Raw genomic sequence first — 24,350 nt, forward strand, 5'->3', positions numbered from 1 at the left:
CGGTCGCCGTGATGCGGCAACTCTGCGTTTCCAGCAGGTATTTTATATTAGGATACACCCGCGGCGCCGGTGTGATGTTGTTTTTATCTGAGAAAGCAATTGCTTGCTTTATGTGATCAGAGTAACAAAAAAACCGCACGGGGTGCGGTTTTATTTACTTACTTTTACGCAATAACGTCAATTTACAACGTTAGATTTGAGAAAAGTCGTGTTTACTTATTTAGTTCGTGGTTATTCAAGGAAAATATGAACGCTAGTCGTCAATATTGTCCATGATTTCATGCCGTTTATTGTGGTATCCCTCTTCATTTAGCCCTTCACGCCAGTAAGGCACGGCATAAAGACGATTACGATCGCATTGACGTTCGCGCCGCAGGTAACGGCGCAGTTCCACCACCAGGCGATCTTCACCGGCGAGCCAGAAGTGCGCTTCCCCCTGCGGCAGGGATTGTGCGCGGAATCGAGCGATCAATTCGTCGGTTTTCTCTGTGCCGCCGACGATCCAATTGACGTCAACATCGGCGGGTTTTTTCAGGTCAATCACGTCAGCGGTGCTGTCGACGCGGACGAAAGCGCGCCCTGCGCCGTGCGGCGGCAGGTTTTCCAGCAGCGCGGCCAGCGCCGGCAGCGAGGAAGGATCGCCCGCCAGGCAGTAGAAGTCGGCGGCCGGCAGCATCGGTTTGGGGCCGCCTGGATTGCTGATGCCGATTTTATCGCCGATTTTCGCCTGGCGCGCAAAGTCGACCGCCGGGCCCTGGTGATCGTGAATGGCGAATTCGATGTCCACTTCCGCCTGCTCCGGGCGCACGGCGCGAATGGAATAGGTGCGTACGATCGGGCGCACGGCATCCGCAGCCCAGCGCGGGCCGTTTTCAGTCAGCGTCGGCAGATCCGGCTGCGTTTGGCCGGCGAGCGGCAAAAAGACCTTGATGTGCGCGGCGGCGGCGTTGGCCGGGTAGTAGCGCAGATCGGGCGCGGTAAAGGTGATGCGGCGCAGGTGCGGCGTAATGTCCTGTACGGCGCTGACGGCGATCAGGTAGGGGGCGCGTGAGCGAGGGGCTTCGGTAGTCACGAGGATCTCCTTATAGTTCGTTTGGCGGTGAGTATACCATGCCGTTTGATAATGAGAATTGTTTGCTCATTGAGGCGCAACCGCGTGTGAGCTAGGCTTAAGGTCCACGCAATAAGCACGGGAGGACGTGATGCCATACCAAGACACGAACGACTTGCCGGACAATGTGAAGCATGTGCTACCGGAACATGCGCAGGCGATCTATAAAGAAGCGTTCAACAGCGCCTGGCAACAATACCGGGATCCCGACGATCGGCGCGGTGACGACAGCCGGGAGGAGACGGCGCATAAAGTGGCCTGGGCGGCGGTCAAGCAAAGCTATCGCAAGGGCGACGACGAACGCTGGCATAAAAAGTAACGCCTTTATGCCCCGGTAAAAAACGCGCAGACGTTATGCTGACCTCGGCAATTAATATTATTGCTGCTCAGTACAAATACTTTTCCACGTTAACGCCGCTTTGCAACTTGATTGCGCGGCGGGAAAAGAATATGGTCATTATTAATCGGCGCGGTTATTGAATTAATAAAATTCCGCACCAAAAAATAAAATTGCAAAGGTTCAGTAGTGGCGAGGGAGGACGAGAAATCGTATTCCCGGGAGGTTGTAACAGTGTTAACGCGAGATTTTCTGCAAAAAGCGGATTGCAAAACCGCCTTTGGCGCTATTGAGGAGTCGCTGTTGCTGACGCCTGAACAGCGCGCAGCCTCGTTGGAATGCACGTTATCGCGCCGGCCGGATCACAGCCCGGTATGGGTATTCGGTTACGGTTCGCTGATGTGGAATCCGGTTTTCGAATCTGAAGAAGTGCGGCCCGCCATGCTGCAGGGCTGGCATCGGGCGTTCTGCATGCGTTTGACCGCCGGGCGCGGCACGTTGCATCAACCGGGGCGCATGCTGGCGCTGAAAGAGGGCGGCCAGACCACCGGATTGGCGTTTCGTCTGCCGGAAGGCAAGCTGCGTGAAGAGCTGGAGCTGCTTTGGAAGCGCGAAATGGTGACCGATTGCTACGTGCCGACCTGGTGTGAACTGCAGTTGGATGGCGGAGAGACCGTCACGGCGCTGGTGTTCGTGATGAACGCGCAGCACCCGCTGTTTGAAGCAGACACCAGCCACCAGGTGATCGCGCCATTGATCGCCAGCGCCAGCGGCCCGCTGGGTACCAACGCGCAATACCTGTTTGCGCTGGATAACGAGCTGAAACACCACGGCATGCAGGATGATTGCATCGGCGATCTGGTGCGCTATGTACAGCAATGGTTGCAACAGAACCGCCCCGGCGCTTTCGGGGCTGAGGCTACCGCCTGAGGCGTTAACAGGGCAGCAGACACTGAAGGGCTCAGCATGCTGAGCCCTTTTTCATATATCTAATACCTCTATTTAATAACTTTATTCTGCATGATGATTTAAGGCTCTTTATTTGTATGGTTATTTATCTCGTTATTTTTAAAGACATTCATCATTTTCCCCCGTCCTCACCCCCCGAGAGCCACGATAAATAATTCACTTAGTATTAAATTGCATAAGTAAAGGTTATTTCTTATTTGTTCAGCCCCGCAGGACTCCGTATCAATATGGCAAACGCTACCGCAAGAAACAGGGAGACGGGGATGAACTTTCAACAATTAAAAATTATTCGCGAATCGGCGCGCTGCAACTACAACCTGACCGAGGTCGCCAATACCTTATTTACTTCGCAGTCCGGCGTCAGTCGGCATATTCGCGAGCTGGAAGAAGAGCTGGGCATTGAAATATTCATTCGCCGCGGCAAACGGCTGTTGGGCATGACCGAGCCCGGCAAAGAGCTGCTGGTGGTGGCGGAGCGCATTCTTAACGACGCGAACAACATCCGTCGCCTGGCGGATGTCTTCAGCAGCAACGATTCGGGGCAACTGCATATCGCGACGACGCACACCCAGGCGCGCTATAGCCTGCCGGGGGTGATCAAAGAGTTTCGCGCGCTTTATCCACGGGTGCGGGTGGTGCTCAATCAGGGCAGCCCGGAGGAGATCGTTTCTATGCTGGCCGCCGGTGAAGCCGATATTGGCATTGCCAGTGAACGGCTGATGAGCGACGAGTCGCTGGCGGCATTCCCCTACTACCGGTGGCATCACACCATTCTGGTGCCGGAAGGGCACGAGTTGACGCGGCAGCCGCAGGTGACGCTGGAGATGCTCAGCACCTTGCCGTTGATCACTTACCGCCAGGGCATTACCGGCCGCGCGAAGCTGGATGCGGCGTTCAAATCAGCGGGCCTGACGCCGGACATCGCGCTCAGCGCGCAAGATTCCGACGTGATTAAAACCTATGTCGAGCTGGGGTTGGGCGTGGGCGTGTTGGCGGACATGTCGTATGAAAAAGAGCGCGATCGCGGGTTGGTCAGCCTCAACGCCGAGCATTTGTTTGAACCCAATACGGTCTGGCTGGGCCTGAAACGCAGCCAACTGCAGCGCAACTATGCCTGGCGCTTTATTCAGCTGTGCAACCCGACGTTGTCGCTGACCGAAATCAAAGACAAGGTCTTCTCGTCGCAGCTGGATGCGGTGATTGACTATCAGATTTAACCGATAAGCGGCAGGCAATTCCTGCCGCGCATTCTGCATCGCCTGCCTAATAATCAAAATCCCATCTATATACATAAAAAGAATATCTATAGTGATTTAAGTACCTTCAGCTGCCGATCGTGCTCGCATACACTCGCAAAATTATTATAAATTCCATCCGCTTGGAGAGTTTCAGATGAAAGCGCTCGTTCCTTCTTTGCTGTTTTTGGCCGTGGCGGCCAGCGTTAACGTACAGGCGGCGACGCCGGCCAACACGCTGGTGATCGCGCAATCTATCGATGACGTGGTCAGCTTTGACCCGGCCCAGGGATTTGAGTTAACCACGGTGCAGTCGTTCAACAGCCTGTATCAACGTCTGATCCAGTCAGATCCGCACAATCCCATCGATCTTAAACCGACCCTGGCCAGCAGCTGGCAGGCCGGCGCCGACGACCGCAGCCTGACTTTCAGCCTGCGCCCGGACGCCAGGTTCGCCAGCGGCAATCCGCTGCGGCCGGAAGACGTGATCTTCTCGCTTTCACGGGTGGTGAAACTGAATCTGGAGCCGTCATTTATCCTGACGCAGCTGGGCTGGAACGCGAAGAACGTGGAGCAACACCTGAGCAAGGTGGACGAGCACACGGTAAAAATCAGCTGGAGTGAGAACGTCAGCCCGGCCTTCGTGCTCAGCCTGCTGTCGGCGCCGGTATCCTCGATCGTTGATGCCAAAGAGGCGTTGGCGCACCAGCAGGGCGACGATCTGGGGCATCAATGGTTGAACAGCCACTCCGCCGGCAGCGGCCCTTACAAAATCCGCACCTATGTGCCGCACGAAGTGGTGGTGCTGGACGCCAATCCCGGCTCGCCGGAAGGGGCGCCGACGCTGAAAACCATCCTGATCAAAAACGTGCCCGATCCGGCGGCGCGCCGTTTGCTGATTGAGCAGGGCGATGCCGATATCGCACGCAACCTGGGGGCAGACCAGATGGCGGCTCTGAAGGGCAAGCCGGGCGTCAAACCGTTGGCCATTCCTTACGCCTCGCTTTATTTCCTGCAGTTCAATGCCAAGGCGTCGCCGGCGCTCGGCAATCCGGCGTTCTGGGAGGCGGCGCGCTGGCTGTTCGATTATCAAGGCATCGCCGACGATCTGCTGAAAGGGCAGTTCCAGAGCCATCAGGCATTCCTGCCGGACGGTTATCTGGGCGCGCTCAAGGATCAGCCGTACAGCTTCAATCCGCAGAAAGCCAAAGAAATACTGGCCAAAGCGGGGCTGAGCAACGTCAGTTTCCGCCTGGACGTCAACAACCAGCCGCCGTATCTGGATATTGCCCAGGCGCTGCAGGCCAGTTTTGCCCAGGGCGGCGTGAAGGTCGAACTGGTGCCGGGCATCAGTTCGCAGGTCTCCACCAAGGTGAAAGCGCTTAACTACGATGCGACACTGACCTCCTGGGGGCCGGATTACTTCGACCCTAACACCAACGCCGCAGCCTTCGCCTACAACCCGGAAGACGGCAGCAAGACGCTGGCCTGGCGCGCCAACTGGCAGATCCCGGCGCTGAGCAAGCTGACGCTGACCGCCACTGCGGAAAACGACACCGCCAAACGGGTGGCAGACTACCAGCAACTGCAAAAACAGGTGCAGCAAAGCTCGCCGTTTGTCATCGGCCTGCAGGCGCGCAGCCTGATTGCGGTGCGTGATAACCTCAAGGGCTATGTGCAGGGCATCAACCCTGACATGGTGTTCTACAGCAAGGTCAGCAAGTAATGGCCGCTGACCTGTCCGCCGGCGCCGGGGCGGCCCGGCGGTATTGGCGCTGGGGCGGGCGGCTGCTCGGCGGCGCGCTGTCTCTGGCGTTAACGCTGCTCGGCCTGCTGCTGTTCACCTTCATGCTGTCGCACCTGGCGCCGATCGATCCGGCGCTGCAGGTGGCGGGCGATCACGCCAGCGAAGCCACCTATGCGCAGGTGCGGCACGAGCTGGGGTTGGATCAGCCGCTGCCGGTGCAATTTTGGCGTTACCTGGTGCACCTGGCGCACGGCGATTTGGGCATTTCGCGTATTACCGCGCAGCCGGTGTTGAGCGATTTGTTGCGTACCTTCCCGGCGACGGTGGAGCTGGCCACCTGCGCCATTATCCTCGGCGCCCTCGGCGGCATTACGCTGGCATTTCTGGCGGTGCTCAAACCGGGCAGCTGGCTGGATAACGCGGCGCGTCTGCTGTCGCTGATCGGTTATTCGGTGCCGATTTTCTGGCTGAGCCTGCTCGGGCTGTTGCTGTTCTACGCCACGCTGCATTGGTCGGCGGGGCCGGGGCGGCTGGACGACATTTACTTGTACAGCATGGAGCCGCGCAGCGGTTTCGTGTTGATCGACAGCTGGCTGTCCGGCGATCGTGAAATGTTCTACAACGCCATCGGCCACCTGTGGCTGCCGGTGGTGGCGTTGGCGCTGCTGTCGATGGCGGGCATTACCCGGCTGCTGCGGGCGGCGATGCTGGAAGAGTGCAACAAGGAATACGTGACGCTGGCGCGTTCCAAGGGCGCCGGCCGCCTGCGCATTCTGCTGCGCCATGTATTTCCCAATGTGCTTGGCACGCTGATCACCGTACTGTCTCTCTCCTACGCCAGCCTGCTGGAGGGCGCGGTATTGACCGAAACGGTGTTCGCCTGGCCCGGCGTCGGGCGTTACCTGACCTCGGCGCTGTTTGCTGCCGACACGCCGGCGATCCTCGGCGCCACGCTGCTGATCGGCACCTGTTTCGTGCTGTTGAATGCGCTGGCCGACGCCTTGACCTATTTAGTGGATCCGCGAACTCGATGAGCCAATATCTCTCTGAACACGAACCGCAAAGCGAGCCAGCCGTCGGTGACCGCCGCGGTCGGCGTCTGACCACGCTGACGCTGGGTGCGGCGCTGGTGGCGATCCTGATTGTCACCGCGCTGCTGGCTCCGTGGCTGGCGCCTTTCGATCCCAATCTGCAGCATATCGAGCTGCGGTTACTGCCGCCTTCGGCTGCACATTGGCTGGGCACCGACGGCTTTGGCCGCGATTTGCTCTCCCGCGTGATTTACGGCGCGCGGCCGACGCTGATCCTGGTGTCGCTGATTCTGGTGTTGACCATTCCCATCGGCCTGCTGGTCGGCATTTGCGCCGGTTACCTCGGCGGCTGGGTCGAGCGCATTTTGATGCGTCTGACCGACATTTTCCTGTCGCTGCCGAGTCTGGTGATCGCGCTGGCGTTCGTGGCGGTGATGGGGCCGGGGCTGATGAACGGCGCGCTGGCGCTGGCATTGACCAGCTGGCCGGCCTTTGCCCGCCAGGCGCGGGCCGAAACCCTGGCGCTGCGCCGCAGTGACTACCTGGCGGCGGCGCGCATGCAGGGCATCAACGGGTTGCGGCTGATGGTCGGCCACATTTTGCCTTTATGCCTGCCGAGCGCGGTGGTGCGTGCGGCGCTGAGCCTGGGCGGCATCATCCTGTCCGCCGCCGGTCTGGGGTTCCTCGGCATGGGCGTCGCGCCGCCGACCGCCGAATGGGGTTCGATGGTGGCCGAAGGCAGTAAAGTGATTTTCGACCAATGGTGGGTCGCCGCCGCACCAGGCGGGGCGATCCTGTTCGCCAGTCTGGCGTTTAACCTGCTGGGCGATGGCCTGCGCGACAAAATGGATCCTCGTCATGGGCACTGATAACACTTTATTGACCGTCGAACGGCTGGCGATCGGCGTGCCGGGGCCGCAGCCGGCGGCGCTGGTGAAGAATATCTCGTTCAGCATGGGGCGGGAGCGGCTGGCGCTGGTCGGCGAGTCCGGTTCCGGCAAGTCGTTGACCGCGCGTGCGCTGATGGGGCTATTGCCGCCGCCGTTGCAGCTGCAGGCGCAGCGCCTGACGCTGGGCGATGAAGACTTGACGCGCCTGAGCGAACGCCAGTGGAGCCGCCTGCGCGGCGACCGGGTGGCGATGGTGATGCAAGATCCCAAACATGCGCTGAATCCCAATCAGCCGATCGGCCGTCAGGTGGAGGAGCCGCTGGTGCTGCATGCCAAGCTGAGCCGCGCCGAGCGGCGTGAAAAGGTATTGGAGATGCTGGCGGCGGTGGGATTGCCCGATCCGGCGGCGCTGTGCGGCCGTTATCCGCATCAGCTCTCCGGCGGCATGGGGCAGCGGGTGATGCTGGCCATTGCGTTGATCAACGATCCGCAGCTGTTGATTGCCGACGAACCGACTTCGGCGCTGGATCACCAGATGCGCGATCAGGTGCTGCAACTGATAGACAATCTGGTGGCGCAGCGCAACATGGGGCTGATCTTGATCAGCCACGATTTGCAGCAGGTGGCGCACCACTGCGAGCGGGTGCTGGTGATGTACAAAGGCGAGCTGTTGGATCAACTGCCGGCGGCAGAGCTGGCGCAGGCTACGCATCCTTACACTCGCACGCTGTGGGCGTGCCGGCCGAGCCGCGAGACGCGCGGCAAACCGCTGCCGGTGCTGGACCGCGCGCTGTTGGAGACGTTGAAATGAGCGTAATTGCACTGGAGAACCTGAGCGTCAGTCACCGCCAGGGCTACGAGCTGCGCACCGTGGCGCATGAGGTTAACCTGCACATCGAACCGGGTGAGTGTTTCGGGCTGGTGGGGCCTTCCGGCTGCGGCAAGTCCTCGTTGCTGTGGGTGCTGGCCGGGCTGAATGGCAGCTGGCAGGGCGGTTTTGAGCTGCTGGGGCGGCGGCTGCAGCCGGGGCAGGCATTTACCGGCGAGCTGCGGCGCGAGGTGCAGATGGTGTTTCAGGATCCCTATGCTTCGCTACATCCCAAGCACCGGCTGTTGCGCACGCTGTCGGAACCGCTCAAACTGCTGCAGGAAAGCGATATCGAACGCAAGATCAGCGCGGGCTTTCGCCAGGTGGGGTTGGATCCGCGCCTGCTGGATCGCTACCCGCATCAGCTGTCGGGCGGCCAGCGGCAGCGCGTGGCGATCGTGCGCGCATTGTTGCTGCGGCCTAAGTTGTTGTTGCTGGATGAACCGACTTCGGCGTTGGACATGTCGGTGCAGGCGGAGATCCTCAATCTGCTCAACGAGCTGAAGCAGGCGGGCGATCTGACTATGGTGCTGGTCAGCCACGATGCGGACGTGATTGACCATATGTGCGATCGTTCGGTGGCAATGGCGCACGGCCGCATCATCATTTAAACCTGTGCCCGCCAACGCGGCGGGCATATCCATCTTGGTAATAAATAAAGCAATTTATCGTCGTTCTTCTGTTAATTCTTACCCCCTACACTCGAAAAACAGCGCAACCGCGTGATTGTGGAGAGTGTATCGATGAAACGGTTAATTCCAACCTTATTGTATGGCGCGCTGGCGGCCGCTTTCGGTGCGCAGGCTGCCACCCCGCAGGATACCTTGGTGGTGGTCAGTTCGTTGGAGGGCATTATCAGCCTCGATCCGGCGGAGAGCTTTGAAACCGTCAGTTCGGCCAATCTGGTCAACCTCTATCAGCGCCTGGTGGCGCCGGATCGCGCCGCGCCGCAAAAGCTGGCGCCGGACGCCGCAGGCAGTTGGCAAGCGGGCGCCGATGGCCGCAGCCTGACCTTTACCCTGAAACCGCAGCAGCGTTTCGCTTCCGGCAACCCGCTGCGGCCAGAAGATGTGATTTTTTCGCTGGTTCGCGCGGTGAAGCTGAACAAGGCGCCGTCGTTTATTCTCGGCGAGTTTGGCTGGACGCCGGATAACGTTGAGCAACAGCTGAAGAAGGTGGGAGATAACCAGGTGCAACTCAGTTGGCCCGCCAACATCGGCAGCGAGTTGGCGCTGCGGCTGCTGACGGCGAATGTGGCTTCGATCGTGGATGAAAAGCTGTTGAACGAGCACGCGCAGCAGGGGGACTACGGTAACGGCTGGCTGCGCAGCCATTCCGCCGGCGGCGGCCCGTATCGGGTGAACAACTATGTGCCGCATGAAGCGCTGCTGTTTGGCCGTAATGACTACGCTCCGTCGCCGGCAAGGTTGAAAACGGTGTTGTTCAAGAACGTCAGCGACGCCGGTACCCGCCGTTTGCTGTTGCTGAAAGGGGATGCCGACGTGGCCTACGATCTGGGGGCCGACCAGTTCGACTCACTGCGTAACGCGTCTGGCGTGCGCATTGAGCAGGCCGATGCGCCCCGGATCTATTACCTCGGTTTCAACACCGGCAGCAAAGACAATCCGGCGCTGGGCAATCCGGCGTTGTGGCAGGCGGCGCGCTGGCTGGTCGATTATCAGAGCATCGCCGAGCAACTGCTGAAAGGGCAATATCGCGTGCATCAGGCCTTCTTGCCGCAGGGATTGGACGGGGCACTCGACGATCGGCCGTTTAAGCTCGACGTGGACAAAGCCAAACAGATCCTGCGCGATGCCGGCATCGCTGAAGGCACGCGCATCGATCTTATCGTCATCAACCAACCGCCGTATACCGACATCGCGCAGGCGCTGCAGGCCAGTTTTGCGCAGGCCGGGCTGCGGTTGGATATCCATCCGGTGGTAGAAAGCGATCTGTGGGGCAAGATGCGCGGCCGCGATTTTCAGGCGATCTTCACCTACTGGGGCGCCGACTACCTGGATCCGAACACCAACGCCAGCGCCTTTGCCTATAACGTGCCCGGTGGGCCGAAAACCCTGGCTTGGCGCACCCAGTGGAACATTCCCGCCATCAGCGCGGAAACGCGCGCCGCGGCTGCGGAAGGGAACAGCGCCGCGCGCAGCGCACGTTACGTCACGTTGCAACGGGAACTGCAGGCCAGTTCGCCGTATGTGGTGGCGCTGCAGGGGCAAACGCTGGTGGCATTGCGGGACAACGTCGAAGGTGCCCGGTTGGATATCGCCAACAGCATGCTGTATCTGGATCGGGTCAGCAAGTAGCGGGCCTGGCCGAGCTTTCTGTCGCACCAAAGGCCAACGGCGAGTGAAATCGCTGGCTGTTGCTACCTCGGATCGCGAGATGTTGTGTCAGGGTGAAATAAAATGAAATTTCATAACGCGCTCATATGACGGTGATAGATTGGCACTGAAAGGCGGCGTTGTTTACGCCTTTCACCGCGGCCGTCCGCAATGATGCGGACACATCACGTCAGGAGATATTATGGACAATAACGAAAACGCTTCAGGAGCGCGCGCAGCAACCTTGATCGCCACCGGTGAGGTTGTTACGCCGGAACAGTTTTATCAGGACAGCGACGGAAGCAACTGGGGGCCGGCGATCAACAAAGCGGCGGCGGCGGCGCTGCAAGCCGGCGGTACGCTGTCCCTTGGGAAGCGGGTGTATACGGTCGCCGGACACGTACTCATTCAGACGACAACGGACATCTACGGCGGCATCGGGTTGCGGGTGGTCGGATTGGGACGGGCGACCAAAATTGTCAAGACGGCGGACAGCAGTTACACCAACGAACAGGGCGAAACGAAGAAAGCGGTGATCGTGGTGAAAGGCTTCGCCAATCTGACGCTGCACGGCTTGACGTTGCGGGATGATACCGGCGTAGACGACACTCACGGCGTGTGGTTCAGCGATCGCAATATGACGAAGTTTGATATTCGCGACATCTACACCAAGGTCGGCGGTTATTCGCTGTTTGTCTCGGGCGACATGTTCATTAACTGGCTGGTGAACGTGCAGATGGAGGCAAACGCCAATCGCCCGGGCGATGGGGTGCTGTGGATGGACAAGTCCGGCACCACCAATTTTATAGACGGCCTCTACGCCGCTCGTGCCAAGGGGACTGCGTTCAGAATTTCAGGGTTTTACTCTACTATCGGCTCGTTGGCTGCGGATGACTGCATCGGCGATATCTACTCGTTCAAAGATTTTAACGGCACGATCAATTCGTTGGGTTGCGAGAACCGCAACACGCAGCGCGCCGCCAATGTCAGCGTGTTGTCCACCAACTTTGCCCAAGGCACGATAGGCAATATCAATATCCAGGACGCGCAGAATGTGGAGAGCGGGAGCGTGTTGTGCCGATTCATCAACGAATCTCGTTGGGACATCGGTCAGTTGACTCTTTACAGCGGTTCTAAGACGCCGTTCCCGGCGGCGATCGCCGCCTGCAGCAACAATACCGAGGTAACCTTCAGTAACGTATACAACGGCGGCGTCCCGGTGGCCGGCAAAAGCACCGTCGACGTTACGTCGTTTTTAAGCGGGGTCGAAGCGATGTACAGTCTGGGCGAGCGGGGAATTGCCCCTTCCGCCACCAGCAACCATTTGCCGCGCAATATCTCGAAACAGCAATCGTGGACTTTTTTAGGCACCCTGACCGCGCCGGATCGGCAACCAACAACGCGCATTACTCTGCAACAGGGCGTAAGCACCAAGGTGCTGGCGTGCGATTTATATATCACGTTCGATCTGTCTTCGCAGGCGACCGCCTTTGTCGTCAATAAAGGCAGCTATAGCGCGAAAGGCGCCTTTATGTTGCGGCGCACCGGGCCGTTAAGCTGCGAAATATATTACCGCGTCGAGAAAGATTTCGGCTTTGGCAGTTATCAGGTGCAGACTACGCGCGGCAGCTACTGGCGGCCGGACGGCGTTTCATTGAGCACGCCACCCGCCGATGCGTTGGAAATCCGCAGCGATGAGGTGTTATCCACCACCAGGCTCGCGGTGATCCAGCCACTGGCCAATCCGACAACGGCCAGCACTGCGGAAGTGGCCGGATTGCTCAATCGGCTGATCGAGACACTGAAGAACTAACCGAATAACGCCGGCGCATTCTGGCCGGCGTCCATCAAGAGCAACAGCCAGCCGGCGGCCGCCAAGGCGATGCCGAAAGGTTGCCGCGTTCGCCAGGCGCGGCGGTTGCGGCGGCCGCGCGTCAATGCCATGCCTAATCCGAACATGGCCGCCAGACAGACCAGCAGCGGCAGCATCGTCCAACCGAGCCAGGCGCCCAGCGCCGCCAGCAGTTTGAAATCACCCTGGCCGATGCCGTTACGCCGCCGCACCTGCCGATAAAGCGCATTGAGCAGCCACAAACCCCCGTAGCCGGCGGCGGCGCCGATAACCGCGTCGCCCAGCGTCGCCCAGCGAGCATCAAGATTGCACAGCATCCCGCCCCACAGCAGCGGCTGGGTTAACCGGTCCGGCAGCCACCGGTGGCGCCAGTCTAGCCAGGCCAGGGCGATCAGCAACGCCGCGGCCGGCGGTAACCACAGCCGGTGTGCTGCCGGCAGGTCGAAGGGCAGCGCCGTCAACGCCAAACCGAAGGCCGTCAGCAGCAGGCTACGGCGGCGCAATTTCGGTGGGCTGGCGCGCCCGGCCGCCATTCGCTCCAACCGGGTGATGAGCGTGAAGGCGACCGCACCTGCCGACAGCAGCGCGGTGAAAAACAGCGCGGGCCACAGTAAGGAAAGAAACATCGGGGCTCCGTCAGTCGTGAAATAGATGTTTAAAATAACGGCAAAATGCGTATTTCATCGGGGTGAAATGCGGTGGGCTGTGAGGAATGCGCAGTTGTACGCATCGCCACTTCACGTATTGCAGAGTGAGGCAATGTCATGCGCGGAGGCGCGCAGCAGTGGGGTGTTGCGCTTTTTATCGGCAAAATCGGTGCTGAAATGGTGTGAATTCACCTGGCGGCCGGAATGGATCGGCAAATGGCGTAAGTGACGGCGTCACTGGGGAGTGATTGGGGTTTATCCTATTGTTTCTGTTCGTCAAGCCGTTAGACTTTAAGGGAGAGGCGCCCCGGCCTGGACGGGGCGTAGGGTTTCCAGAACTGCCGCGGGAAAGGCGACAGCAAAGCAGTGGGTTGGCGTGCTCCAGGAAGGAGGGAAGCCAACGGTGTCATGAAAGACGTTATTCAGGCAGTACTCATCAAGACTAAAAAACGACTCTGGCGCCGACGCCAGACGGCGTGGCTGGCCGGGGCGCTGGTGTGGCTGGCCGGCGCGGCGCCCGCCTGTGCCGAATCCCCGCCGGCGCCGGAGAGCGTTGTCTCTTCCGCACCGGCCGCCGCAGATCCGGCGGCGAACTTGCCCGAACTGGGCGGCGCGCCCGATGACGCCGCGCGCGAGAAGCAGTGGGCCGAGATGGCCAAGCAGTTCGGCGAAAAAGATCTGAATAACGTTTCCCGTCAGCAGATGCGCAGCCGCGCCGAGGATTATCTGCTGGGCCAGGCGACCGGCGCGCTGCAACAGCAGGCGCAGGAACTGTTGTCGCCGCTGGGCACCGCCCGATTATCGCTGAAGATGACCGGTGAGGGGGACTTTACCGGCAGCAACGGGCAGTTATTCAGCCCGCTGTACGACGTTGACGGATTGCTGACCTACAGCCAGATCGGCTGGCTACAGCAAAGCGCCGGGGCGCTCGGTAATTTCGCGCTGGGGCAGCGCTGGATCGCCGGTGACTGGCTGCTGGGGTACAACACGGCGCTCGACAGCGATTTCGCCCGGCAGCGCAATCGCGGCAGCGTCGGCGCGGAGGCCTGGGGAGACTACCTGCGTTTCTCCACCAACTATTACTACCCGCTGTCGGCGCTGGCGCAACAGCCTGGCGATGGCGTGTTTTTCAGCCGCCCGGCGCGCGGTTACGACATTACGACGCAAGGCTATCTGCCGTTTTATCGCCAGATCGGTGGTTCGCTCAGCTATGAGCAGTATCTCGGCGATAATGTCGATCTGTTCGGCAGCGGCAAAAAACAAAACGATCCGCGCGCGATGCAGCTGGGGCTCAATTACACCCCGGTGCCGCTGGTGACGATGAAGGCGCTGCATAAGATTGGCGCGGGCGGGCAGAGCCAGGATCAGATCGAGCTGGCGCTGAGCTATCGGCTCGGGGTGCCGTTGGTGAAGCAGATTTCGCCGGAGTATGTGGCGCAGGCCAAGTCGCTGCGCGGCAGCCGCTACGATCCTATCGAACGCAAGAACGTGCCGGTGTTGGAGTTCCGCCAGCGCAAAACGCTGCAGGTGTTCCTCGCCACGCCGCCGTGGAGCCTGCAGGCGGGGGAAACCGTGCCGCTGGTGCTGGAAATCAAGGCATTGAACGGGATTTCTCACGTCAGTTGGCAGGGGGATACGCAGGCGCTGAGCCTGACGCCGCCGCACAACGCCAACGATCCGCAGGGCTGGACGGCGATCGTGCCGCCGTGGGACGATGCGCCGGGCGCCGCCAACAGCTACCGGCTATCGGTCACGCTGGAGGACGATAAACAGCAGCGCGTGACGTCCAACTGGATAGAGCTGAAAGTGGCGCCGCCGCTGACGGCGACCGCCGGTGATGACGCGGGCCTGCCGCCGATCAAAACCCTGACGCCGCCGCCGATCCCGGCGCAAACCGGGCCGCTGTACGGCGGCGACTAACCGTTTTTACCCTGCAGCACCCACACGGCGGCCTCGACGCGGGATTTTAGCTTCATCTTTTTCAGCAGGTGTTTGACGTGTACCTTGACGGTGCTTTCGGTGATGGTCAGGCGGCGGGCGATCAGCTTGTTCGGCAGCCCCTGGGCGATCAGCTTCAGAATATCCCGTTCGCGCGGCGTCAATTGCTGAATATCGCGATCGGCGCTGGGGCGGTTTTCCCGCAGGCTGGCGGCGAGGATCGGCGTCAACGTTTCGCTGAGCACCATCTGCCCGGCCGCCGCCTGATGCAGCGCCTTCAGCAGATCCTCCGGCTCCATGTCTTTCAACAAATAACCGTCGGCGCCGCGTTTGAGCGCGCTGACGACGTCGTCTTCATGGTTGGACACGCTGAACACCACAACGCGCCCCGACAGGTCGGTCTGGCGCAGACGATCCAGCGTTTCCAGCCCGTTGATGCCGGGCATGTTGAGGTCGAGCAGGATCAGATCCGGATCGTGCTGCTCCGCCAGCGTGACCCCTTGTTCTCCGTTGCTGGCTTCGGCGATGACCTGCAGGCGAGCGTCCAAGCCAATCAGCTGTTTTACGCCGTTGCGCAGCATCGGGTGGTCGTCGATCAGTAAGATGGTGGCGGCGGTTTCTGTCGTCATGGTGTCTCCGTTAGTCGATGGCGTGGTTATCCGGCGTGAAGCTGACTCGCACCTCGGTGCCGCCGCCGCTGCGCGGTAAAATGTCGCAACGGCCGTGCAGGCTCTTGGCGCGATCGCGCATGATGATCAAGCCGTAATGGTCGGGGCGGGATGTTTCGGCCGGCAGGCCGCGTCCGTTATCGCATACGCTCAGGGTCACTTCGCCCCGTTTGTTGATGACCTGAATGCTCACCTCGCTGGCGGCGGCATGCTTAAGGATGTTGCTGAGCGCCTCGCGGGCGATCTGCAGCAGATGAATGGCCTGGTAGGCGGGCACCGTGCGCGGCCCCAGTTGGTAATCGAGGCTGATGTTCAGACCCAGTTTGGGATTGAACTCCGCTACCGTCGATTGCAGCGCCGCCAGCAGGCCCGGTTCGGTCAGCTGCAGGCGGAAGGTGGTCAGCAGCTCGCGCAGCTGGCGATAGGCGCCGTTCAGCTCTTCGCGCATCTGCTGCACCAGCGCCTGGCTGGCGGACGAGAGCGTTTCGCCTTGCATCTGCAGGCAGGCGATCTGCATTTTCAGGCAGGAGAGCGATTGGGCGATGGAGTCGTGCAGCTCGCGGGCGATTGCCGCCCGTTCTTCCATCAGCATCAGCTGCTGCTGGTGGTCTACCTGACGTTCGATGGCCAGCACGCTGGTCAGTTGCTCCACCAAAGTGTTGACCAGCTGGCGGTGCTCATCGTTCAGCGGCTGTTGCGGCGCATGTTGCGCCACGATCACGCCGTAGTCGCCAAGTTTGTCACTCAGGCTCCAGCTCAGCGACGGGTTGTCGGGATGCTGGCGGTCGCTGTCGTGCAGGCAGGCGCTGCACACCGGATTATGGCAATGCTCCGGCCGCAACGGCTGGTTGCCGCTCAGCTGCAGCAGCGGCTCCCGGCTGTCGTTTTCATACAGCCGCACCTGAATGGCGCGCAGCGGCGTCAGGATTTGCAGTTGGTTGAGCAGCGGCGTCAGGCGGCTGCACAATGGCTCGCTGGCGTGCAGCAGGCGGCTGGCGCGATAGAGGAAGCTCAGCATCTGATTTTTTTGCTGCAGGTCCGCGGTCTTCTCGGCTACGCGCTGCTCCAGCCCGCTGTAGGTGGCCGACAGTTCGTCAGACATGGTGTTCAACGCGCCGCCGAGCGACGCCATTTCATCCTGATGGCCGCGCTGCGCGAAGCGGCGGCTAAAGTCGCCGCGGCCCACCGCCAACGCCATTTCCACCAGCTGCCGCCACGGATGTAGCAACCGGCGGCGCAGGTAGCAGGTGGTGCCGATCAGCAGCAGCAGGGTCAGCGCGATAAAGCCGGCCTGCACCAGCGTCACCATCAGCAGGCGGCGTTCGGTTTGCCTGTCGATATCCGAGACCAGCTTATCCAACAGCTGCACGAAGTGCGCTACCTGCGGCGCGGCGTCGGCCGGGCGCTGCGCGCTACGCAGGCGAGGTTGCAGGGTCTGTTGCCAGTAGTCGCGCAAGGTGTCGAAAGGTTGCGTCAGCCCTTCCTGTTCCACCGAACGCTGCAGGTCGGGGCTGTTTTCGTCGCGCTCCAGTTCGCGGATCAACGCTTCATGCCGTTCATCCAGCGGCACCTGCGCCAGCAGACGGTAGCTTTGCATACGCAGCGAGCCGGCCTTGTTGATGGCATGCGCGTTGCCTTGAATGCTTTGCGACATCCAGGCGGAAATCCCCATGCCGGCCACGCCCAGAATGCCCGACAGCAACATCAGCAGGGCGACCTGATTTACGATCGAAAGCGGGGCCAACAGGCGTTTCATAAGCGCGGGTTCCTGGCATTTGGCGCCGCAGAAGCTCAGGGGCGAAGGCGGCGATGGGGTAAACAAGTAACGATTCAGCCGTATTTTTGATTATCCCTGAGCATAACCCCATACCTCGAATGAAGTACCCATTAGTTTCCAGCGGGGCGGCGAAGCGGTGAGGATGACGAAGTGGTTGATTATAATTTATTGATTATAAATGATTTAATTTTTATCCGGAACGTACCCCTAAGGGGATGAAGGCGCTATTTGTGCCGCCAACTACTTGCATTCGGGTTGATATACATCAACTTTGCCGCCGGGGCAGCCCCCTAGGGTGTCGGAATAATCCCCCGTGTCTGAGGTTTTTATGTCGCAACTTGCAACGCCTTCATCAAAGAAAACCGGTACGCTGATTCAGGATTGGCATCCTGAAGACAGCGCCTTTTGGCAGCAGCGTGGCCATCGCATCGCCACCCGCAACCTGTGGATTTCCATCCCCTGTCTGCTGCTGGCCTTCTGCGTCTGGATGCTGTTCAGCGCCGTTGCGGTCAACCTGAACAAGGTTGGCTTCAACTTTTCCACCGATCAACTGTTCCTGTTGACAGCGCTGCCGTCGGTCTCGGGCGCTATTTTACGCGTGCCGTATTCCTTCGTGATCCCGCTGTTTGGCGGCCGTCGCTGGACCGCTATCAGCACCTGCTTCCTGCTGGTGCCGTGCTTGTGGCTGGGATTCGCGGTGCAGGACAGCAGCACGCCGTACAGCGTGTTCGTCATCATTTCCCTGCTGTGCGGTTTTGCGGGCGCCAACTTTGCCTCCAGCATGGCCAATATCAGCTTCTTCTTCCCGAAAGCGCGTCAGGGCGGCGCGTTGGGTCTCAACGGCGGGTTGGGGAATCTGGGCGTCAGCGTCATGCAACTGGTCGCGCCGCTGGCGATCTCTTTCAGCCTGTTTGGTCTGTTTGGCGGCACGGCGCAAGATCAGGCAGAAGGGGGGCAGCTGTGGCTGGAAAACGCCGCCTGGATCTGGGTACCGTTCCTGCTGGTTGCCACCTTGGCGGCCTGGTTCGGCATGAACGATCTGGCGGCGGCCAAGGCATCGCTGCGCCAGCAACTGCCAGTGCTCAAACGTGGGCATTTATGGATGCTGAGTTTGCTGTACCTCGCGACCTTCGGTTCTTTCATCGGTTTCTCCGCCGGTTTCGCCATGCTGTCGAAGACGCAATTTCCGGAGGTCGTGATCCTGCATTACGCTTTCTTCGGGCCGTTCCTCGGGGCGCTGGCGCGGCCGGTCGGCGGCGCGCTGTCTGACCGTTTCGGCGGCGTGCGGGTGACGTTGATCAACTTTGTGGTGATGGCCGTGTTCGCCGCGCTGTTGTTCCTGACCTTGCCGACGGCGGGCGAGGGCGGTTCGTTCATCGCCTTCTACGGCATCTTTATGGTGCTGTTCCTCACGGCGGGGCTGGGCAGCGGATCGACTTTCCAAATGATCGCCGTCATTTTCCGTAAAATCACTGTCGATCGCGTGAAAGCGGCCGGCGGTAGTGACGAAAGCGCACAGCGTGAAGCGGTGACGGACTCCGCCGCCGCATTGGGCTTTATCTCGGCGATCGGCGCTGCAGGCGGCTTCTTTATTCCCCAGGCATTCGGTACCTCGCTGGCGCTGACCGGTTCGCCGGCGGGGGCAATGAAAGTATTCCTGGTGTTCTATATCTTGTGTGTGGTCATCACCTGGGCGGTGTATGGCCGCAAGAAAAAGGCCTGAGTATCAAACTGCTTTCTCAATCCCTCCCGCCAGGGGAGGGATATTTCTCTCATTCCGAGTCATCTCTCCTCGCCTCCTCAGTGAAATTTTCTGTCTTTAGGTAAAATTCTCATCTTAGCTTGCCGTTTTTTTCTTTTTTTATAGCACTATCTCTCAATGTGAGAATGTTTTCGCCAAAACGGATTATATTATTTGCACGTTTTTTTCGTTTTATTGAGAGTATTCTTACATTAAGGCGTTAATGTTTTTTCGCAGATTAAATGAAATTTCCGGGAGGGCAAAGCATAATTAGTGCGATTGTTATAAAATCAGTAATAGGATTTTGTCTTAGATGCAGCACACACCGAGTGGAATGTGTAACGGGGTTAAATCAGATAACTCTCATTCTGTTTTTTTCGGCTTTTTGTAGTCTATCTGACAATCAGATTAGGTGGGAAAACACCATGAATTCACGGATAAGAATGAAATTTCACAATTTCATTCGATTAACAATCGAACAACATGGTTAGTTTTTTCTTTTTAAATCAATGAGGTGTTCATTTGAATTTTACGGTAACCATGAAAGAAATCCATGTTGCCAACAGGGAAAAAGAGTCATTTGGATAAACGGAACATCCTTAATATGGCCTAATGTAAAAAATGAAATCAGAAAATTTTTATAAAGGCCAATATCCGATGAATGCAACCTGTTGAGTTTACATTTAATTTCTTGAACATTTTTTGATATTTCTATACAAAGTGTGCAGGACAGGCACGCTAAGGAAATTAAAAGTGAATCTTGATAAAAGAATAAAGATTAGGAATCTAGATGTTCTGACTCCTGCCGGGGAGAAATTTCGTCTGCGTTGGAAGGAGTATCAAATTCTTTCGCTGCTTGTCGCCAGATCGCCAGAACTGGTTACCCGAACGGAAATTATAGAAAATATCTGGAAAGGAACCTATTGCTCAGATTCAACGATAAATCAAACAATTAAATCTATTCGCCAAAAGATTAGCGATACGGAACACACGCTTATCAGAACCATTCCTCGTTTGGGTTACAAGGTGGAAAATCAAGCGGCTTTTCACTTTATATCCGAGGATGAAGACTACGCTGATGATGATATATTAAATGGCGGTGAAGATATTGGCGTTAATATTCAAGCGGAACTTTCTGAAAGTGAAAGTGAGTCGTCTGAAACAAACGATGAAAAAATAGATAAGCCGCATAAATCGACGCTGGTTGCTGCGCCTGTTGCAACGGTGGAGTCATCCAAAGAACCGGCGCGTGAAAAAAAGTCGGCGGCGGCGCGTCGCTTTTTCAGCATGCCCGCCAGCCGTGTAGTGAAATACCTGACGGTATTCGCCTCTTTGCTGGTTATTTCACATTTTTCATACGTGCTTGGCAACCAAACTCGCCCCCCGGTGATCAATGATATTCAGAACAACACGCGTGTGGTGTTGACGCTGACGCTGAATAACCCCCATACCAACAGCCCGCAAACTCTGTTCTGCCTGTACCAGGGCGAGAGCATGGAGCAGGCGACCATCGAATGTGTCGATCCTAAGCAAGGCCAGCTGAAATTGCCGGTAAAATATGAGACCTCTTCGTCCACCGGCAAGGGTCGGATTAATCTTATATTGCCGAATAAAACCTTGCAATATCAAGTTGCTTACGATGTTAAAAATTAGCGTTGAATGAGGTTTTATCTATAGCGATAATTTTACATTTGATGAAATCTTTTATTTCATTATTTGTTATTTGAAAGCCAGGTTCGATTTGTCCAGTCTGGAACTCATTACCTAACGCGTATTAGCGTCCTGCCCCAATCGGGTGACGGGAATAATGAGAACCTGCTGAGTGACAAATTATGGATAAGCGTAAAGTAGCTATTATCGGGGGTTCCGGTTTTATCGGAACACGCCTGGCGAAACGTCTCAGTAAGCGCGATGATCTGACATTGGTCATCGTCGATAAGCAACCCAGTGCACATTTTCCATCCCTTTATCAGTATGGCGATGTGACGCAACCCCAGACCTTGCAAGAACCGCTGGCGGGCTGCGACGCCATCATTAATCTGGCGGCGGAGCATCAGGACAATGTCGATCCTATTTCGCTCTATTATCAGGTTAATGTCGAAGGCGCGCGCCATGTCTGCATGACCGCCTCCGCCCTGAATATCCGTCAAATCATTTTCACCTCCTCGGTCGCTGTTTACGGCTTCGTCAAACAGGAGACCGGCGAAGAAGGACGTTTCGAGCCTTTCAACCATTACGGCAAATCCAAGCTTGAGGCGGAATACGTTTATGAAGCCTGGCGCAAGGCCGATGAGGAAAATCGGTTGACTATCATCCGCCCAACGGTGGTATTCGGCGAAGGCAACCGTGGCAACGTGTATAACCTGTTCCGTCAGATCGCCAGCGGACGTTTCGTGATGATTGGCAGCGGCAATAATATGAAGTCGATGGCCTACGTTGAAAATATTGCCGCGCGGCTGGAATATGCGCTGGATCAACAGTCAAGTTATCAGGTCAGCAACTACGTCGATAAACCGGACTTTACGATGAATCAATTGGTTGACGTAATTTCCTCTTCATTGGGGAGAGAAAATAAGACGATTCGCATTCCTTATGCCGTAGGCATATGCGGCGCAACCGCATTGGATGTTGTGAGTAAAATAAGTCGCAAAAAATTCCCAATCAGTCGCGTCAGAGTACAGAAATTCTGCGCCAGAACGCAGTTTAAAAGTAATGTGAAAAATAATTTCGTGGCGCCTGTTGAACTTGATTCGGCAATCGAAAGAACCATTAAACATGAGTTTTCTGATAGATAACTTAATCGCACGCTGACGTTATTTGATTATTCCGCCGACAAGCGGATAAATCTGTATTTTTCAGGATAAATTCATGCTGACTTATATCCTGGCAGGATCAATTTTGTTTTTGTTAATAGCGCATTGGGAGCTGTAACTCAAGGGCGGTAGCGTGCTTATTCGCTGGAGGAACGATGTTATATCAACTGAGCGTGATATTTGTGCTGGCGGTCGCGTGGATCCTTATTGCCCGCCGGGTCGCCTTGACGGTGGGATTAGTGGATAAGCCCAATGCGCGCAAGCAACATCTGGGACATATTCCGTTGGTCGGCGGCATCGCCGTGTACCTGACGCTGATGCTGATGACGCTGTGGCAACCCGACTGGCTGCCCGACAACACCGTCTACCTGCTGTGCATCACGGCGCTGGTGGTGTTGGGCGTACTGGATGACCGCTTTGATCTGCCCGTGGCGCCGCGCGTCATGGTGCAGGGAGGGATCGCGCTGGCGATGATGCTGGCGGCAGGGATGCAGCTTTCCTCATTGGGCCATGCCTGGGGCCATCAGGAAGTGATGCTCGGTTATGGCGCGTTGCTACTCACGCCGCTGGCGGTATGGGGGGCGATCAACGCCTACAACATGGTGGATGGCATCGACGGGCAACTGGGCGCCTTGTCCTGCGTGACCTTTGTTGCGCTGGCCATCGTGTTCGGACTGGGTGGCCGGGAAGATCTGGCGCTGTGGTGCCTGGGCATGATCGTCGCGCTGGCGGCTTATCTGCTGTTCAACCTGAGCTTGTTCGGCGCGCGTAACAAAATCTTTATGGGGGACGCCGGCAGCATGGTGATCGGCTTCAGCGTGCTGTGGCTGGTATTGCTGGCGACGCAGGGGCAGCAGGCGGTAATGCGCCCGGTCACCGCGCTGTGGCTGATCGCCATTCCGCTGATGGACATGGTGACCGTGATGGTGCGCCGCCTGTTGCGCCGCCAAAGCCCCTTCAAAGCGGGCCGCGATCATTTGCACCATATTCTGATGCGTCGCGGGCTCAATGCGCGTCAGGCACTGGCGATGAGCACCATGCTGGCGGTGACGCTGGCCTGCATCGGCATTTGCAGTGAAGTGTTGCAGCTGCAGGAAAGCCTGATGCTGGTGGCGTTTCTGTTCTGTTTTTGCGGTTATTTCGCCATGTTGCGCGAACCGCGTCAGGCGACGATGCTCAGCGATAATCCAACCGTCGGGCGTTAATCCTCTCACGGGCTGCGGCAGCAGCCCGTTTATCACGGTATTTCCATGAATTTTCATTTGCCTCTTTTGATGCCGTTGGCCTTCACCTCCGCGTTGTTGAGCGGTTGTACGGTGGTTCCCGGCTCACATTTACCGACCAGCGGAAAAGCCATCGTCGTGCAACAAGACGACGATTTCGATTTGAACAGCCAGGTACAGGTCTACCGCATGTCACCGATGCTGCTGCAGAAAATGCGGCGTATTGAACCGGTCGCCCAGCCGAATCCGGCACTGGATCAGCGGTTGCAGAGCTACCAATACCGTATCGGCGTTGGCGACGTGTTGAACGTCACCGTCTGGGATCATCCCGAGTTGACCACGCCGGCCGGGCAATATCGCAGCGCCAGCGACACCGGTAACTGGGTGCATGCGGATGGCACGATCTTTTACCCCTATATCGGGCGCGTGGCGGTGGTGGGCAAAACCGTCACCGAAGTACGCAGCCTGATCGCCGGCCGTCTGGCGCAGTATGTGGAAAGCCCGCAGGTGGATGTCAGCATTGCCGCGTTCCGCTCGCAGAAGGCTTATGTGACCGGTGAGGTGAAAACCTCCGGTCAGCAGGCGATCACCAACGTGCCGCTGACCATTCTGGATGCGATCAACGCCGCCGGCGGCCTGACGGACAATGCCGACTGGCGCAACGTGGTGCTGACCCATCAGGGCAAAGAGCGGGCCATCTCGCTGCAGGCGCTGATGCAGCGTGGCGACATCAGCCAGAACGCGCTGCTGCAGCCGGGCGACATCCTCTACATTCCGCGCAATGACAACTTGAAAGTGTTCGTGATGGGCGAGGTGGGCAAGCAAGCGACGCTGAAGATGGATCGCAGCGGCATGACCCTGACCGAAGCCCTCGGATCTTCCGAAGGGATCAGCCAGACGGTGGCGGATGCGACCGGGGTGTTCGTGATCCGGCCGAGCGGCGGCAATCCCCCGCAGCGGCTGGCGACGCTGTATCAGTTCGATCTCTCCGACGCCAGCGCGCTGGCGATGGGCGCTGAATTTCAGCTGCACCCTTACGACGTCGTGTACGTCACCGCGGCGCCTATCGCGCGCTGGAACCGTTTGATCAGCCAGCTGGTGCCGACCATCAGCAGTTTTAACGATCTCAGCGAGGCTACCTTGCGCGTGCGCAACTGGTAACTCCGC

20 protein-coding genes are annotated in these 24,350 nt (G+C 58.3%); 16 read left to right on the top strand and 4 right to left on the bottom strand.

Annotation, left to right across the window (positions count from 1 at the left end):
- Positions 1 to 253: 253 nt before the first annotated feature.
- Entirely contained in the window at positions 254 to 1,072 is an 819-nt protein-coding gene (locus JL05_RS14190) for a siderophore-interacting protein (protein WP_033632774.1), read from the bottom strand.
- A 130-nt stretch (positions 1,073 to 1,202) separates the two neighbouring features.
- Here JL05_RS14190 and chaB point away from each other — a divergent pair, with 130 nt between their 5' ends.
- The 10 genes from chaB (at position 1,203) to JL05_RS14240 (ending at position 12,337) form a co-directional block, all read left to right on the top strand.
- On the top strand, positions 1,203 to 1,430 hold the full coding sequence (gene chaB / locus JL05_RS14195; protein ID WP_016927335.1) for a putative cation transport regulator ChaB: 228 nt from the start codon (positions 1,203 to 1,205) through the stop codon (positions 1,428 to 1,430).
- A gap of 252 nt (positions 1,431 to 1,682) precedes the next feature.
- Complete coding sequence (locus JL05_RS14200) at positions 1,683 to 2,378, top strand: gamma-glutamylcyclotransferase (protein WP_021504033.1); 696 nt, start codon at positions 1,683 to 1,685, stop codon at positions 2,376 to 2,378.
- Between the two features lie 302 nt (positions 2,379 to 2,680).
- Positions 2,681 to 3,634 carry an HTH-type transcriptional regulator Cbl gene (gene cbl / locus JL05_RS14205; RefSeq protein ID WP_004934716.1) on the top strand — a complete coding sequence of 318 codons (954 nt, stop codon included), beginning with the start codon at positions 2,681 to 2,683 and terminating at the stop codon, positions 3,632 to 3,634.
- Positions 3,635 to 3,809: 175 nt separating this feature from the next.
- Entirely contained in the window at positions 3,810 to 5,378 is a 1,569-nt protein-coding gene (locus JL05_RS14210; protein WP_033632775.1) for an ABC transporter substrate-binding protein, read from the top strand.
- Positions 5,378 to 6,433, top strand: a complete 1,056-nt coding sequence (locus JL05_RS14215) for an ABC transporter permease (protein WP_004934713.1) — start codon at positions 5,378 to 5,380, stop codon at positions 6,431 to 6,433. Before JL05_RS14210 ends, JL05_RS14215 begins: the two co-directional genes overlap by 1 nt.
- On the top strand, positions 6,430 to 7,299 hold the full coding sequence (locus JL05_RS14220) for an ABC transporter permease (protein ID WP_033632776.1): 870 nt from the start codon (positions 6,430 to 6,432) through the stop codon (positions 7,297 to 7,299). Before JL05_RS14215 ends, JL05_RS14220 begins: the two co-directional genes overlap by 4 nt.
- Positions 7,289 to 8,131: an ABC transporter ATP-binding protein gene (locus tag JL05_RS14225; protein WP_016927340.1), complete on the top strand. Its 843-nt coding sequence runs from the start codon at positions 7,289 to 7,291 to the stop codon at positions 8,129 to 8,131. Before JL05_RS14220 ends, JL05_RS14225 begins: the two co-directional genes overlap by 11 nt.
- Complete coding sequence (locus JL05_RS14230; protein WP_033632777.1) at positions 8,128 to 8,799, top strand: ABC transporter ATP-binding protein; 672 nt, start codon at positions 8,128 to 8,130, stop codon at positions 8,797 to 8,799. The genes JL05_RS14225 and JL05_RS14230 overlap by 4 nt, the downstream gene beginning before the upstream one ends.
- 132 nt (positions 8,800 to 8,931) lie before the next feature.
- Positions 8,932 to 10,506, top strand: coding sequence for an ABC transporter substrate-binding protein (locus tag JL05_RS14235; RefSeq protein WP_004934699.1), 1,575 nt, complete (start codon positions 8,932 to 8,934; stop codon positions 10,504 to 10,506).
- A 220-nt stretch (positions 10,507 to 10,726) separates the two neighbouring features.
- Complete coding sequence (locus JL05_RS14240) at positions 10,727 to 12,337, top strand: hypothetical protein (protein ID WP_004934698.1); 1,611 nt, start codon at positions 10,727 to 10,729, stop codon at positions 12,335 to 12,337.
- Here the strand turns inward: JL05_RS14240 and JL05_RS14245 are convergent.
- Entirely contained in the window at positions 12,334 to 13,002 is a 669-nt protein-coding gene (locus JL05_RS14245; protein WP_033632779.1) for a prepilin peptidase, read from the bottom strand. The two genes, JL05_RS14240 and JL05_RS14245, sit on opposite strands and share 4 nt — an antisense overlap.
- A 429-nt stretch (positions 13,003 to 13,431) precedes the next feature.
- Between JL05_RS14245 and JL05_RS14250 the strand changes: the two genes are divergently transcribed.
- The gene (locus JL05_RS14250; RefSeq protein ID WP_033632780.1) at positions 13,432 to 14,943 is read left to right on the top strand and encodes a YchO/YchP family invasin; all 1,512 of its coding nucleotides are present in this window, start codon (positions 13,432 to 13,434) and stop codon (positions 14,941 to 14,943) included.
- Here the strand turns inward: JL05_RS14250 and narL are convergent.
- Both narL and narX read right to left on the bottom strand, forming a co-directional pair.
- Positions 14,940 to 15,590, bottom strand: a complete 651-nt coding sequence (gene narL / locus JL05_RS14255; protein WP_033632781.1) for a two-component system response regulator NarL — start codon at positions 15,588 to 15,590, stop codon at positions 14,940 to 14,942. The two genes, JL05_RS14250 and narL, sit on opposite strands and share 4 nt — an antisense overlap.
- 10 nt (positions 15,591 to 15,600) lie before the next feature.
- A complete protein-coding gene (gene narX, locus JL05_RS14260; protein ID WP_015378206.1) occupies positions 15,601 to 17,385 on the bottom strand; it encodes a nitrate/nitrite two-component system sensor histidine kinase NarX in 1,785 nt (594 codons plus the stop codon).
- A 349-nt stretch (positions 17,386 to 17,734) separates the two neighbouring features.
- Here narX and JL05_RS14265 point away from each other — a divergent pair, with 349 nt between their 5' ends.
- The 5 genes from JL05_RS14265 (at position 17,735) to JL05_RS14285 (ending at position 24,344) form a co-directional block, all read left to right on the top strand.
- The gene (locus JL05_RS14265) at positions 17,735 to 19,129 is read left to right on the top strand and encodes a NarK family nitrate/nitrite MFS transporter (protein ID WP_033632782.1); all 1,395 of its coding nucleotides are present in this window, start codon (positions 17,735 to 17,737) and stop codon (positions 19,127 to 19,129) included.
- Between the two features lie 771 nt (positions 19,130 to 19,900).
- Positions 19,901 to 20,800 carry a winged helix-turn-helix domain-containing protein gene (locus JL05_RS14270; RefSeq protein WP_033632783.1) on the top strand — a complete coding sequence of 300 codons (900 nt, stop codon included), beginning with the start codon at positions 19,901 to 19,903 and terminating at the stop codon, positions 20,798 to 20,800.
- Between the two features lie 179 nt (positions 20,801 to 20,979).
- Positions 20,980 to 21,942: an NAD-dependent epimerase/dehydratase family protein gene (locus JL05_RS14275; RefSeq protein ID WP_015378203.1), complete on the top strand. Its 963-nt coding sequence runs from the start codon at positions 20,980 to 20,982 to the stop codon at positions 21,940 to 21,942.
- Between the two features lie 173 nt (positions 21,943 to 22,115).
- A complete protein-coding gene (gene wecA, locus JL05_RS14280; protein ID WP_033632784.1) occupies positions 22,116 to 23,165 on the top strand; it encodes a UDP-N-acetylglucosamine--undecaprenyl-phosphate N-acetylglucosaminephosphotransferase in 1,050 nt (349 codons plus the stop codon).
- A 45-nt stretch (positions 23,166 to 23,210) separates the two neighbouring features.
- Entirely contained in the window at positions 23,211 to 24,344 is a 1,134-nt protein-coding gene (locus JL05_RS14285; protein WP_033632785.1) for a polysaccharide export protein, read from the top strand.
- Positions 24,345 to 24,350 lie beyond the last annotated feature (6 nt).

Source organism: Serratia nematodiphila DZ0503SBS1 (genome assembly GCF_000738675.1).
In the GTDB taxonomy this organism is placed as follows: domain Bacteria; phylum Pseudomonadota; class Gammaproteobacteria; order Enterobacterales; family Enterobacteriaceae; genus Serratia; species Serratia nematodiphila.

Bases quoted from the DNA above. Each gene is read 5' to 3' on its own strand.
- chaB (WP_016927335.1), top strand. From the start codon at position 1,203: ATGCCATACCAAGACACGAACGACTTGCCGGACAATGTGAAGCATGTG.
- cbl (WP_004934716.1), top strand. From the start codon at position 2,681: ATGAACTTTCAACAATTAAAAATTATTCGCGAATCGGCGCGCTGCAAC.
- JL05_RS14210 (WP_033632775.1), top strand. From the start codon at position 3,810: ATGAAAGCGCTCGTTCCTTCTTTGCTGTTTTTGGCCGTGGCGGCCAGC.
- JL05_RS14215 (WP_004934713.1), top strand. From the start codon at position 5,378: ATGGCCGCTGACCTGTCCGCCGGCGCCGGGGCGGCCCGGCGGTATTGG.
- JL05_RS14220 (WP_033632776.1), top strand. From the start codon at position 6,430: ATGAGCCAATATCTCTCTGAACACGAACCGCAAAGCGAGCCAGCCGTC.
- JL05_RS14225 (WP_016927340.1), top strand. From the start codon at position 7,289: ATGGGCACTGATAACACTTTATTGACCGTCGAACGGCTGGCGATCGGC.
- JL05_RS14230 (WP_033632777.1), top strand. From the start codon at position 8,128: ATGAGCGTAATTGCACTGGAGAACCTGAGCGTCAGTCACCGCCAGGGC.
- JL05_RS14235 (WP_004934699.1), top strand. From the start codon at position 8,932: ATGAAACGGTTAATTCCAACCTTATTGTATGGCGCGCTGGCGGCCGCT.
- JL05_RS14240 (WP_004934698.1), top strand. From the start codon at position 10,727: ATGGACAATAACGAAAACGCTTCAGGAGCGCGCGCAGCAACCTTGATC.
- JL05_RS14245 (WP_033632779.1), bottom strand. From the start codon at position 13,002: ATGTTTCTTTCCTTACTGTGGCCCGCGCTGTTTTTCACCGCGCTGCTG.
- JL05_RS14250 (WP_033632780.1), top strand. From the start codon at position 13,432: ATGAAAGACGTTATTCAGGCAGTACTCATCAAGACTAAAAAACGACTC.
- narL (WP_033632781.1), bottom strand. From the start codon at position 15,590: ATGACGACAGAAACCGCCGCCACCATCTTACTGATCGACGACCACCCG.
- narX (WP_015378206.1), bottom strand. From the start codon at position 17,385: ATGAAACGCCTGTTGGCCCCGCTTTCGATCGTAAATCAGGTCGCCCTG.
- JL05_RS14265 (WP_033632782.1), top strand. From the start codon at position 17,735: ATGTCGCAACTTGCAACGCCTTCATCAAAGAAAACCGGTACGCTGATT.
- JL05_RS14275 (WP_015378203.1), top strand. From the start codon at position 20,980: ATGGATAAGCGTAAAGTAGCTATTATCGGGGGTTCCGGTTTTATCGGA.
- wecA (WP_033632784.1), top strand. From the start codon at position 22,116: ATGTTATATCAACTGAGCGTGATATTTGTGCTGGCGGTCGCGTGGATC.
- JL05_RS14285 (WP_033632785.1), top strand. From the start codon at position 23,211: ATGAATTTTCATTTGCCTCTTTTGATGCCGTTGGCCTTCACCTCCGCG.